9 protein-coding genes are annotated in these 12,895 nt (G+C 40.2%); 2 read left to right on the forward strand and 7 right to left on the reverse strand.

From position 1 onward, the window contains the following. Positions 1-25: 25 nt before the first annotated feature. Both CVS89_RS09570 and CVS89_RS09575 read right to left on the reverse strand, forming a co-directional pair. The gene (locus CVS89_RS09570) at positions 26-4,213 is read right to left on the reverse strand and encodes a hypothetical protein (protein ID WP_107847981.1); all 4,188 of its coding nucleotides are present in this window, start codon (positions 4,211-4,213) and stop codon (positions 26-28) included. A gap of 159 nt (positions 4,214-4,372) precedes the next feature. Further along, on the reverse strand, positions 4,373-5,779 hold the full coding sequence (locus tag CVS89_RS09575; protein WP_107847982.1) for a hypothetical protein: 1,407 nt from the start codon (positions 5,777-5,779) through the stop codon (positions 4,373-4,375). Positions 5,780-6,055: 276 nt separating this feature from the next. Here CVS89_RS09575 and ilvD point away from each other — a divergent pair, with 276 nt between their 5' ends. After that, positions 6,056-7,729: a dihydroxy-acid dehydratase gene (gene ilvD / locus CVS89_RS09580; protein ID WP_107847983.1), complete on the forward strand. Its 1,674-nt coding sequence runs from the start codon at positions 6,056-6,058 to the stop codon at positions 7,727-7,729. Between the two features lie 45 nt (positions 7,730-7,774). Next, positions 7,775-9,343, forward strand: a complete 1,569-nt coding sequence (gene rmuC / locus CVS89_RS09585) for a DNA recombination protein RmuC (RefSeq protein ID WP_107847984.1) — start codon at positions 7,775-7,777, stop codon at positions 9,341-9,343. 34 nt (positions 9,344-9,377) lie between these two features. Here rmuC and CVS89_RS09590 read toward each other — a convergent pair whose 3' ends face one another. From CVS89_RS09590 to CVS89_RS09610, 5 genes are all read right to left on the reverse strand, one after another. After that, complete coding sequence (locus CVS89_RS09590; RefSeq protein WP_103575393.1) at positions 9,378-9,668, reverse strand: DUF5339 domain-containing protein; 291 nt, start codon at positions 9,666-9,668, stop codon at positions 9,378-9,380. A gap of 112 nt (positions 9,669-9,780) precedes the next feature. After that, complete coding sequence (locus CVS89_RS09595; protein WP_107847985.1) at positions 9,781-10,425, reverse strand: ferritin family protein; 645 nt, start codon at positions 10,423-10,425, stop codon at positions 9,781-9,783. Between the two features lie 93 nt (positions 10,426-10,518). Next, the gene (locus CVS89_RS09600; protein ID WP_103571764.1) at positions 10,519-10,743 is read right to left on the reverse strand and encodes a DUF2798 domain-containing protein; all 225 of its coding nucleotides are present in this window, start codon (positions 10,741-10,743) and stop codon (positions 10,519-10,521) included. Then, the gene (locus tag CVS89_RS09605; protein WP_107847986.1) at positions 10,740-11,300 is read right to left on the reverse strand and encodes an NAD(P)H-dependent oxidoreductase; all 561 of its coding nucleotides are present in this window, start codon (positions 11,298-11,300) and stop codon (positions 10,740-10,742) included. The genes CVS89_RS09600 and CVS89_RS09605 overlap by 4 nt, the downstream gene beginning before the upstream one ends. 15 nt (positions 11,301-11,315) lie before the next feature. Beyond that, on the reverse strand, positions 11,316-12,887 hold the full coding sequence (locus tag CVS89_RS09610) for a tannase/feruloyl esterase family alpha/beta hydrolase (RefSeq protein WP_107847987.1): 1,572 nt from the start codon (positions 12,885-12,887) through the stop codon (positions 11,316-11,318). Positions 12,888-12,895 lie beyond the last annotated feature (8 nt).

Raw genomic sequence — 12,895 nt, forward strand, 5'->3', positions numbered from 1 at the left:
TTTAGACCCAAAAAGGGTCTAAATTTTAAAGATCGACGTGGATATCGTTTTTTATATCTACATGGATTGTCTGAGTATATTTTTCACCTGTGTTATCATCGGTAAAATTCTCATTTTTAAATTCATACCTTTGATATCCCTCTTCTGCTCCATCAGCTTTATGATATTTTTCATAAAGTTTTACGCCACCATTTGCTTGGCTGATCTTTGATAGATAGACATCTATCGTGTGGTTATTATCATCTTGCAAAACATCATTTATAAATACATTTTTCGTACCTATACGATAAGCTTCATTGCCAGTTATCCTTAGCTCTTCAAAACCTTTAAATTTGTTATTATAGCCTCCTATATTAGCTTCTACTGTAGCTACATCATAGCCATCGCCACCATCCATTTGTAAACTACTGTTGTTTGTTTTCATTGATAAAAAGACATTATCGTCGCCTGCTCCAAGATTTACTTTTAGCTTATTTATAAACCCGCCATCTATCTTGATAGTATCATTATAAGGGCTTAAATTCCACTCTGATGATTTAACTTCTTGATCGGGTTGACCGGGTGCTCTATAATTTATACGTGCATAGTCAATGTCTATATGTGTCTCGTTGTTTCCAGATTCGATATTTACACCCTTTAAGTCAGCAACATCTCCTTTTATATCTAATGTACCCTTTTCAGAGCGATTTGAACCTATAGTTACACCATCAAGGTATGCCCAACCCAAATTTAAAGTATTGTGTGCAGATGAAACATCGATATCATAAACATCTTTTGGAGTTGTACTAGTAAATCTTACAGGTTTGTCTATCACGTTCATATAATCACCAAAATCAAAATTTATCGTATTTACCGCGTCCTTGTCATCTGATGACATATCTAAGATCACATCTTTTAGTTCAGCACCTCCGATATTTACAGTATTACTACCACTACCAAGTTTAAATTTACTATTTTCTATTTTGCCAACAGAATTATCCAGAATGCTTAATCCTAAAACATCATTGCCAGCACCCATATCTACATTTACTTCTTTGATATTATAAGAGCTACGTATATTAATAACATCATCACCACCATAAGTATTGATATCAGTTTTTATTAAATTTACAGATTCAGCACTTAATTCGTCTTTTCCGCTAAGTTTTTCGTCACCAAAATTTATCTTGTTAGTTCCTTCTTGATCTAAGCTTCCAAGGATAGAATGACCATATTTTATTTTTAGTATATTTCTACCATCACCTGCAAATTCTATATCAAAAGGATTTGTACTATGATAGCCTATAGGTATAGTTACTTCTCTGTCGTTATCCACGATATACTCATCTGCTGATGTGATAGTGTCATCTACTTCAACAATTAAAGTGACACTTTCTTTATATTCGCCATTGCCCTCAATGCCTTCTGCATTTTTATAAATTTTATTTGTAGGATCAAACTTACCTTCATTTAATCTGTCATCGTCCAGTACTCTTGCACGTACGGTTAGGTTATTTATATCACCTGCTTTTACATTTATAGTGGCGCTATAATCTTTTAATGGTAGCAGCTCCCAGTTCTTACCATCGATTGAGTACTCAACATTATCATAGTCTTTACCATGATCTGCCTTTCCGCCAAAGCCAAAAAAAACTTTTAACATTTTATCGGCGTTTGCTTTATCTACATTGGCTCTTATGCCATACTCTAGATATGAGTCATTTCCTGGTTTTTCAGAAACTTCTTTAGTTATGGTCTCTACTCTTAGATCGTTTACTATTTTGCCATTTGGATCAGGCGTAGGTTCTGGTTTAGGTTCTGGCTGAGGCTCAGGTTGTGGGGCTGGAGCTGGATTTACAGGCTCGACTGGCTCAACAGGCGTAGGCTCTGGCTTAGCACCAAGATCGACATTGATACCATTTTTTACATCGATATAGCCTTTGACAGTATAAGATCTGCCGTTATCTTGAAGACCAAAGTCGGCCTCATATCTTGTAAAGCCTTCTTTTAGACCTCTTGCGTAGTCTGAAAGCTTAAAGCCTGCTAACTCTACTCCGCCAGCTGCCTCCGTAACTGCCAAGATATGTTTGCTATCGCCATTTTTAATGTCAAGCATATCATATAGATCTTCTAGTTTTAGGCTGACCTTCTCTTTGCCAGTCACTTGTAGCTCTTCAAAGCTCTTAAATTTATTAAAATCAACATTGCCATCGATCACAAGTGTATCGGTCTCGTAGCTAGTGCCACCATTTATCGTAGTGTAGCCATCAAGCTTCATAGCTTTTGAGACGACGACTTTGTCTTCGCCGTTGCCAAGATTAACCGTCATATCGTTTAATGTACCTGATCTTAGCTCTAAAGTATCATCTGTATCTGCAAAATTCCACTTTGTGGCATTTTCTGGGTAGTTGCCATTTATCTTTGTATCTTCGACTACTACGTGAGTTTTGTAGATAGTGTTGAGATTTATATCATCTAGGGTAGATGATTTTAAATTTAGATCGAAATTTAGTGGATTTCTATTTACGTCGGTGCCTGTGTTTGTCTCTGTACCTATGTTGATACCTTTTAAATTTGAGTTTTCAACATTTATGGTGTTGTTTTTTGATTCAGCGATGATGTGGTTGGCTGAATTTTTGTATGTTGAGTCCATCTCAGTATATTTGATATTTATCTCATCTTTCTCGCCAGAGCCGGTTCTTAGGTACATATCTGTCATTTTTACATGATCATCTCTTGTACCATTTAAATTTAATACATCGTTTCCACTATCAAGCGTAAAGCCACTTTGATAAGGTTTGGTACCTATGTAAGTTCCGCCGTTTAAATTTACAGTGTCGTTGTCTGCGCCAGTTTCGACGTGAAGTCTCTCGTGTCTTCCACCATTTATATTAATGGTGTCATTTCCGCCTTGGGTTTTGATATTTAGCCAGTTTAAATTTGAATTATTTGAGTTTATAATATCTACTCCATTATTTTTCTCACCATCACCAAAAACTATGTCACTAGGTATCTTTTTATTCTCATCACGGCTTATAGTTGCATTTTCAAAATTTAAAGTGTTATTGCCATTGTTTTTAAACGTAGCATCAAAGAATTTATCATTATGAAATTCGCTTGTGATAGTAATGTTATGATCATTATCAACAATATAGCTATTTTTTGTGGCTTTGTTATCTCCTATGCTAACTTCTAGCGAAACGCTCTCTTTAAAGTAGCCATTATTTTCTACGCCCTTATCTGCATCTGTGAAAATTTTCTCCGATGGATCAAGTGTGCCTTCATTTTGGTCGTGATCGTTTGTCACTTCAACACGAACGCTTACTTTATTTATATCGCCAGCTCTTACATCTTTTATCACGCCACTATCATCTAGCTTTTGCCAAGTTTTACCGCCATCTAGTGAGTACTCTGCATTTTCATAGTCTTTGCCAGTAGTTGCCTCTCCGCCAAATTTAAGCGTCACATCTACCTTTTTATCAGCGTCAGCCTGCGCTACTTCGCCTTTTAGGTTGTACTCTAGGTATGATTTGTCGTCTGAGCTCTTTTCATAGCCAAATTCTGACTTGTTTTCAACTGAGATATTTTTAACTATATCTTTGCTCTCGTCAGGTTTTGGTTCTGGCTGTGGTTCTGGAGTTGGCTCAGGTTTTGGCTCTACTGGTTCAACCGGTTTAGGCTGCGGAGTTGGATTTTCTGGTTGTGATGGCTCAACTGGGGCTACAGGTGCAATGGCAGAATTTATATCACTATCTGAACCATCAAAAACATCACTACCGCCGCCTTTTACCTCTTGGTTAGTTAGTTTTACAGCGCCAAAAGTATCTGAAAGTGATCTAAAGCTAGCTGATACATCAGAGCTTTCATGACCGCCATGCTCAAACCTTGTCTCGCCAAGGCTCACGCCATCTCCGCCTCTGCCACCGCTATTGCCGCCAGCGGCACTCTCTTCGAGATTTGCTAAATTTTCACCTTTTAAAAGGGCTTTTTGTATAGCTGCTACCTCTTTGTCTGAGCTAAGGTCGTTATTTAAATTTAGAGTTTCACCATCTTTTAGCTCAAACTCTTTGCCGTCGTTTGATGCGATAGTTACCTTTGCACCGTTTGCTTTAACAACGTCGCCCTCGTATAAACTATCTCCCGCGACAACAACTCTTTCGTTGCCATTTTTGTCTATAACTACTACTTCCTTGGAGCCAAGAATGTTTTTGATAACACCTACTTTCACAGCCATCGCTGCCTCCTTTAAAATCAATTTGACACATTATAAATATTTCCTTTAAATATAAAGTAATGTAAATATGATGTTAATTCTTAAGATTACGCTATTGCAGTGGGTTTAAAAATTTAAGTTTGGATAAATGTAAGCAAGATCCCAAAAGGGATCTAAAATTTAAAGATCGACGTGAATGTCCTCTTTTATATCTATATAAACTGTGCCTTGATGCTCGCTACCGTCTGCTAAGTGCGTATTATAGGCACTTTCATATCTATGATAGCCATTTTCTGCTCCGTTAGTTTCGCTAAAACCATTAAGTTTTACAGTACCATGGGCTTCACTAAATTTAACTACATTAGAGCCATTGTCTAAAATGTCACTCAAATGAGCCACATCATTGCCATTTAATGTCACATAAGCACCGCTCGTTACTTTTAATTCTTCAAAGCCAGAGACTTTTGAGAAGTCGATATTATTATCAAGTACGAGAGTATCATAGCCCTTACCACCAAATATTTGAGTATTATTATCTATATCTGTTCTTGTCATAGTTAAACTAACTGTATCATCTCCGCCACCTAGATAAAATTTAGAATTTTTTATGATAGCTGATGTCACATTTAAAGTATCATTTTGATTATCTGAGAAGTAAAATTCGTTATTTTTACCATGAAATTCTGAGTCGTCTATATGCATATTGACCTTGTTATTTCTGCCGTCAAATTTAACGTCACCCATAAATTTTGGCCCAAGAAAATTCATATCAAAAAGCGGTGTGTGGTCTAAATTTGCGTGTGAGCCTTTTATATCTATCTCGCCGTCTCCACCGCACACTTTTATATTCATAGTAGTCTTTTCGCCGTCGTTTGCTTCGATAGTAGTGTGTCCGTTAAAGATAGTGTTGTCCATATTTAGCGTATCTACTTCGTTTGGATTAGTAAAGCTAGAAAGAGAAATTTTCGTATCACCAAAAAAACCCACCCAGTCGGTGTTGATAGTGTCATTTCCTCCACCAAGCCTTATATCTGCGCCGTTTTTGATCTCAGATCTTTGGATATCTATAACGTCGTTATCTAGACCTGTATGAATGGCAGCATTTTCCATCGTCGCACCATAAATTTTCACGCTATCATCGCCGTTATTTGTGTATAAAAGCGTATGATCTTTTATGCCGACATTGTTTCTTATCTCTATCTCGTCATTGCCAGCCCCAGCGTCAAATCTCAGCCCTCTAACCTCGATATTATCGTGAATTCTTAGCTTGTTGTCGCCATCTCCTGCGTCTATCTTGGCATCATTTACGATAGATCTTGTCATATCGACTATGTCGTTGCCATTGTCAAAACGCACATCGTTTGCGCTCGTGGTTGCGTCTGCGATGTTTAAAATTTGATCCTGCGCTTTTGGCCTCGCGTCTGCCACCCTTTGTCCGTATAGCTCAGCAAGAAAATTCTTGGACTCAAGTATCTCAAGCGACTTTATCTCCTCTATGATTCTCACGTGAGGGTCATTTTGCCCGCCATTTTGGCTCACGCCACCACTTAAATTTAACCCCTCTTTGTCGGCTACTTCTACGCTCATATTAATCCTTTCTTAAAAAAATTGACTTTTGGATTTTAATAAGCGTTTTTAAATCACATTGAAATATAAATTATATTAGTTACAAATAAAAAACATCGATATATAGGTATTTTAAGAAAATTCTAAAAGTAGAGCAAAAAATTTTTAGTCAAAAGAAATTCAAAAATTCTTTGACGAATACTAAATTTTACTTGGCTGCCATGCGCGGCCAAGCTTTAAAATTTTTGATACTTTAGATGTGATAAAATCCTCTCAAATTTTAAAAAAGGATCAAATTTGAGAAGCGATATAATCAAAAAAGGCTACACAAGAGCCCCGCACCGCTCACTTTTACGTGCGACTGGGCTAAAAGACGAGGACTTTGCCAAGCCATTTATCGGCGTTGCAAACAGCTTTATAGAGATCATCCCTGGACACTTTTTCTTAAACAAATACGCTCAAATTTTAAAAGATGAAATTCGCAAAAATGGCTGTGTGCCGTTTGAATTTAACTGCATCGGCGTGGATGACGGCATCGCGATGGGGCATGGGGGTATGCTATATAGCTTACCTAGCCGCGAGATCATCGCAAATTCTATTGAGACCGTGATGAACGCACACGCACTTGACGCGCTTGTTTGTATGCCAAACTGCGACAAGATCGTCCCTGGCATGGTTATGGGCGCTTTAAGGGTCAATGTCCCAACCATTTTTGTAAGCGGCGGTCCTATGAGAAAAGGCCACACAAAAGATGGCAGGCCGATCGATCTTGCGACTGCGTTTGAGGCGGTTGGTAAATTTGAGACCAAAGAGATAGACGAGGCCGAGCTAAGAGATATCGAGTGTAACGCATGCCCTAGTGGTGGCAGCTGTAGCGGTATGTTTACGGCAAATTCTATGAACACGCTTTGCGAAGCGATGGGTATAGCGCTTCCTGGCAACGGCACCATACTAGCGCTAACTCCAGAGCGTGAGGAGCTCATCAGGCAGGCTGCTCGCAGGATCTGCCAGATCGCCCTTGATGAGAAATTTAAGATAAGAAACATACTAAATGAAAAGGCGATCCGCAACGCACTTGTTGTTGATATGGCGATGGGCGGCAGCAGCAACACCGTCCTTCACATGCTAGCCATCTCAAGAGAGGCTGGCGTAAATTTAGATATCAAAGAGCTAAACAAGATCAGCCAAAACATCGCTCACATCGCTAAGATCAGCCCAAGCTTGCCAAACGTGCATATGGAGGATGTCGGCAGGGCTGGCGGTATGAATGCGGTGATAAAAGAAATTTCACGCAGAGATAACGGCATGCTAAATTTGGACAACCTAACAGTTAGCGGCGAAACTTTGGGCGAGCGCGTAAAAGCAAGCGACATCAAAGACGAAAGCGTCATTCACAAGGTGGAAAATGCCTACTCTCAAGTTGGCGGACTTGCCATTTTGTTTGGAAATTTAGCCGAGCAAGGCTGTGTCATCAAGACAGCTGGCATCGTTGGCGAGCGTAAATTTAGTGGCAAAGCGGTCTGCTTTAACTCACAAGATGAAGCAATAGCTGGAATTTCAAGTGGCAAAGTAGATAAAGGCGACGTCGTCGTCATCCGCTACGAAGGCCCACGCGGAGGCCCTGGCATGCAAGAGATGCTAAGCCCTACTTCGCTCATCATGGGACGAGGGCTTGGCGCGGACGTAGCGCTCATCACAGATGGTCGCTTTAGCGGGGCGACAAGGGGTCTAAGCATCGGTCACGTAAGCCCAGAAGCAGCTGAGGGCGGCATGATAGGCTTGCTACAAGATGGCGACATCATCGATATAGACGTCGATAAATACGAGATAAACGTTCGCCTAAGCGAAGCTGAGATCGCAAAGAGAAGAGCGGAATTTAAGCCAGTCGATAAGGCGCTAACCTCTCGCTGGCTAAGGCAGTATCAAAAATTAGTCACAAACGCAAGCAACGGAGCGATATTAGAGGCGTGAAAACTAAGGAGCAAAAACACGTTCTCATAATTATTAAGGATAAAAATGCAGCCTGAAATATATTTTTATGCCTTCATATCTTTGGCAGTACTGCTTTTGGTAGCGATCTTTTTTATCTATTCATTTAGTAGAGATAAGCTCGAGCTAGATAGAATTTTAAAGCAAAAAGAGCAAGAAAATCTTGAGATTTCATCAAATTTAGCAAATTTATCATCTCAAAATAGCCAAAATCTACAGCTTATTAGTGAGCAAAAAGCAAAGCTTGTGGCAAATAATGAGCATATAGATGAGCTTATAGGAGAGATAGATACACTAAAGGCCAAAATAACGCAAATGGATGAAGACGAAAATGTGATGGAGCGCATAATCAATGAACTAAAAGAGAATATCGGTGCAGCAAACGAAAGAGCCAAAAATAACGAGGTAAATTTTACCAATGCTTTAAATGAGCTAAATCAAAGTAAGAATGCGCTATCTGAAGCAAATGAACGAGAAAATTCACTAAAACTTGATATAGTTGCACTTAGAAGTGAGATAAATGCAAAAGAGCTAAGTCTAAAAGAACAAGAGACAAATTTAGCAAAGGTAAAAAGTGAGCTAAATTTAGAGTTCTCTAATCTTGCAAACAAAATTTTTGAAGAAAAAAGCGCAAATTTTACACAAAATAGTCAGATGTCTTTAGAGCTTTTGCTAAAGCCGTTAAGGGAGCAAATTTTAACTTTTCAAACGCGTGTAAATGAGGTCCACGACGAATCAGTCAAAGGCATAAGTACACTAGGAGCACAGATCAAACACATAAGTGATATCGGCATCACTATGTCAAAAGAAGCAAACTCACTTGCAACTGCTCTAAAAGGTAGCAACAAAACACTTGGAAATTGGGGAGAAATGCAGCTTGAGCGGACGTTTGAGGCTTCTGGGCTCATAAAAGGTGAGCACTACTTCACCCAGCAAAATTACAAAGATGAAGAGGGTAAACGCTTTATCCCTGATTTTGTAGTAAAAATCCCTGACGGCAAACATCTGATAATAGACTCTAAGGTCTCACTAATCGCCTATGAAAATGCCATTAGGGCTAGTAATGACGATGAGTTAAATTTAGCTCTAAAAGAGCATATAGTCTCTATGAAAAGCCACATAGATAGTCTAAATAGTAAAAACTACGGCGATGTCGTACCTGAAAGCCCTGACTTTGTGCTTATGTTTGTGCCAATAGAGCCAGCTTACCTTGAGGCCATGAAATTTGATAGCACCCTTTTTGACTACGCATTTGAAAAACGCGTGGTTTTAGTCTCTCACTCTACTCTTATGCCTATTCTCCGCACGGTTGCAAATTTATGGCGCATAGAGCGTGGTAATGAAGAGGCTAAAAATATCGTAAAAAGTGCGATCAAAATTTATGACAAAGTGCGAAATGTGGCCGATCATATGAATAGACTAAGTAGCACATTGAACACTGCAAATAAACATTTTAATGCCCTAGCAGCAAGTTTTAGTGGCAGAGATGGTCTTGTCAGTAGGCTTGAAAATTTTAAACGTTTATCTCCAGATGAACAAAAAGAGATAGATATAAAAGAGATTGGTGTTAATAGCGAGTTAGCAAGCGATGATTAAAAAATGTGGCTAGAGAGCCTAGCCACATGGAGTTTTATTTTAAAAGACCTTGTTTTTTCATTTGATCCATTACTTGAGCAAACATCTCTTTAGCTTGTTTGCAAGTAGCGTCTTGTTGCTCTTTTGGAAGTGCAGCAAGTTGATCCATTGATTGTTTCTTTTGATCTTCATACATTTTTACTTGTTGCTCTTGACCAGCTTTTTTGTAAGCTTCAACCATCTTGTCGATGTCTGAGAAGTAAGACTTGCAAGTATCTGTAAGATCTGCAGCGTTTAGGCTTAGTGCAAAGCCAAGTCCAGCTAAAACTAAAAGTGATTTTTTCATCTCTTTCTCCTTGTGAAAATTTTGGAGAAGTATAACATTTAAAATGGTGATTTTGTGCTTAAAAAATTATAAATTTAGCCAAGACAAGCGCCTTGGCTAAAATTTTGTCTTTTTAGCCTAAGAATTCGCGTTTAAAATACTCTTTTGGAGCTTTGCAAAGTGGGCAAGCGCCTGGAGCTTTTTTGCCTCTGTGAACGTGTCCGCACACCTCGCAAACCCAGATGTCCTCTTCGTCGCTCTCAAAAAAGCCCTCTTCATCAAGCATCTTTTTAAGCTCTAGATACTCCCTCTCATGCTCTACTTCAACCTTGCCGATCGCGTTAAATAGCCTCTCAACATCTCTTAGCTCTTCTTCTTTTGCGATCTTTGCAAAGTCTGGATACATCGTCGTATGCTCGTAGTTTTCGCCAGCTGCAGCGTCAAGTAAATTTTTATCCATCTTATCGATCGGATCGTTCAACATCTCGTGATACTTCTTAAATTCAGCCCTTGCGTGCCATTTCTCGTTTTCAGCTGCCTCGTAAAAGTGTCTAGCTATCGCGTGATAGCCTGCTTCTTTAGCTAGGTCGCCGTAAAGCTCATACTTGTTTCTAGCTTGTGACTCGCCAGCAAATGCCTTCATCAAATTTACCGCTGTTAAATTTTCAGTGATGCATTTCATCTCTTCGCCGCAACAGGTTAATGTGCCGCCGCCAACCTTTTGAACCTCGATCTCGTTGCCGCATTTCTCGCATTTGTATGTTTCATACTGTCTCATTTTGACTCCTATTTTGATAAAATTTGAGCGGATTATAACCAAATAATTAAAATATGTAAATAATAATTTTTATTGATAACGTATATTATTATTTTATTTATTGCAGATTTTTTGTGCTATTTTTGCAGCCAGTGGTGCTATGAAAAATATCACAGGATATGCCACCATAAGTGCTTTTATATAAGCTGCGAGCCAAATTTTTACAAAGCCGTCAATAAAACCTAGGTTAAAATATGTCAACATAAAGGACATTATAAGCGCCATAAATGCTGACATTATAAAAGTAAAGACATATCTATAAAATTTCGCTGGTATCATGAAATTTTACCTATCAGCTCGCCAAGTCTTTTTGCATGGTCAAGCGCCTTTTGCCTCATCAAAGCAAGCTTTGCCTCATCGTGCCTGCTCTGATATGATAGCCCTCCGCTATAAACATAGCCTGCAAACTCCATACCACACATATTTGCTAACGCCCTAAGTGGCGGCAAAAACTCCTCTATCTCATAGCGCTGAAGTGCCTCTTTTTTATAAAGCTCCTCAGGCGCGCCCGAGGTAAATGAAAGCACTAGCTTTTTGCCGTGTAGCTTATCTCCCTTACTGCCGTGAGAGAAGCCATGAACTAGCACATCTTCGAGCCACTTTTGTAAAAGTGATGGCACGCCGTACCAGAAAAATGGATAAACAAGCACGATCACATCAGCCTTTACTAGCTTTTCTTGCTCAGCTTTTACATCGATAGCGTAGTTTTTATAAAGCTCGCTTAGTATGTCAAATTTAGCCTCTGGCAGGTGCTTTTTTAGCTCGTCCAAAATGATCTTATTTGCAAAAGAATTTTCAAGGTCTGTGTGACCTGATACGACTAAAATTTCACTCATTTTCTCTTCTTAAATTTACTTGCAAACAAAGCTACTTGCCTTGCTAGCATCGCCACCCACGTAAGTAGCCACCTTTGGATAGGCACACACTAAAAATTCCTTGCCAGCGTAGCTCTTGCTCTTAGCTAGCATGCTCTTTGGTGCTTCGCCCTTTTCGTGCCACGCTTCAAGCGCACTAAGAGGATCGACGTCATCTATGCCGTTACCGCCACCGCAGTGGTTCATCCCAGGTAGCACAAAAAATGCCGCGAAATTTTGGCTATTTTCATTATCAGCCTCTAGCTTTTTAAACCAATCCCTTTGATCTTTTGCCGAGAAAACTGGGTCTGAAACGCCAGTTACTATGATGAGCTTGCCGCCATTTGCGCTAAATGTGCTAAGGCTTGTTGAGATAGCGTCATTTATCGCCGCGGTCTCAAAAGTCTTTGGCGTGTCTTTGTCAAAGTCAAAATTTATCGTGTCAAAATTTGGCTGTGCTGGCGTTAAAAAGTAGTAATTCACCGAGCCGCTTGAAAGCGTGATGTTTCTAGCGTTTGGCTTAGCACTTTGTGAGTCGCCCAGCTTCCACTGCCTCCAGCCCTCAGCGCTCACGCCTGAGTCGTAAAACCAACCGCTATAAATTTGCTCGCCCTTGCTGTTTTTAGCTCCGTTAAAGATTTTCTCTATCGCCTCTATCTTTTGCTTATCTAAATTTAGACTTTTTGGATCAAATTTGCATGCTTCCCACGCATTGATGATCCCATCTTTTAGTCCGTCTAAGGCGTCACATTTTTCTAGTACGGCGTGGCTTAGCTTGTCAAGGTCGTCCTGCGTTAGGGCATTTGCAAAAATTTTCTCGCCTTTTTCATTTTTTGGAGCTATCTTTATAAGGGCTTGGTTGTCCCACTGCTGAGCGATCGCCGCGCGAGATAGCCTAAAACCAGGGTTTGCAGCGATGACGCCGTCAAATTCTAGTGGATAGCGCTGGGCTGCCATGAGTGCTGCCCTGCCGCCATTTGAGCAGCCCATGAAGTAGCTATGTTTTGGCTTTTTGGCGTATGCGGCGGCTAAAATTTGCTTAGATGCGTCCGTGACCTTGCAGATCGCCTGATAGGCGTAGTCTAGCCTTGCTTGCTGATCTAGCCCAAACTCTGCCGTTGGCTCTGGGTGGCCTGAGTTTGTAGTGACGACCGCGTAACCTCTAAGAAGCGCTGGTGCGGCTGTGCTTGTGCGTATCGGCACTGCACCAAGAGCAGGTGCTACAAAGCCGTCCATGCCGCCTCCGCCTTGAAACAAAAATTTCTCATTCCACTGCTCTGGCAGCCTTAGCTCGTAATCAATCGCATACTCTTTGCCGTCACTGCCGGTGCGCTTATAGAGTTTGCCATGCACCACGCAGTGAGGCTTTGCTTTGATAGTGTTTTTACTGCCACCAGTTAGCGCAGACATCCTATCGGCTGATACTTCGCCACTCTCACTCCACACCGCGTCTATCATCTCGTTGTTTAAAATTTTCACATCTTTTAAACTCTCACATCCAGCCCTATCAAGGGCAAAAGCCGTGCTGCCAATGAGTGCAAGTGCGCAAAAAAGTGAAATTTTCTTCATAACATCTC

Source organism: Campylobacter concisus (genome assembly GCF_003048615.2).
GTDB classification, from domain to species: Bacteria; Campylobacterota; Campylobacteria; order Campylobacterales; family Campylobacteraceae; genus Campylobacter_A; species Campylobacter_A concisus_C.

Bases quoted from the DNA above. Each gene is read 5' to 3' on its own strand.
- CVS89_RS09570 (WP_107847981.1), bottom strand. From the start codon at position 4,213: ATGGCTGTGAAAGTAGGTGTTATCAAAAACATTCTTGGCTCCAAGGAA.
- CVS89_RS09605 (WP_107847986.1), bottom strand. From the start codon at position 11,300: ATGAGTGAAATTTTAGTCGTATCAGGTCACACAGACCTTGAAAATTCT.
- CVS89_RS09600 (WP_103571764.1), bottom strand. From the start codon at position 10,743: ATGATACCAGCGAAATTTTATAGATATGTCTTTACTTTTATAATGTCA.
- CVS89_RS09595 (WP_107847985.1), bottom strand. From the start codon at position 10,425: ATGAGACAGTATGAAACATACAAATGCGAGAAATGCGGCAACGAGATC.
- CVS89_RS09575 (WP_107847982.1), bottom strand. From the start codon at position 5,779: ATGAGCGTAGAAGTAGCCGACAAAGAGGGGTTAAATTTAAGTGGTGGC.
- rmuC (WP_107847984.1), top strand. From the start codon at position 7,775: ATGCAGCCTGAAATATATTTTTATGCCTTCATATCTTTGGCAGTACTG.
- CVS89_RS09610 (WP_107847987.1), bottom strand. From the start codon at position 12,887: ATGAAGAAAATTTCACTTTTTTGCGCACTTGCACTCATTGGCAGCACG.
- CVS89_RS09590 (WP_103575393.1), bottom strand. From the start codon at position 9,668: ATGAAAAAATCACTTTTAGTTTTAGCTGGACTTGGCTTTGCACTAAGC.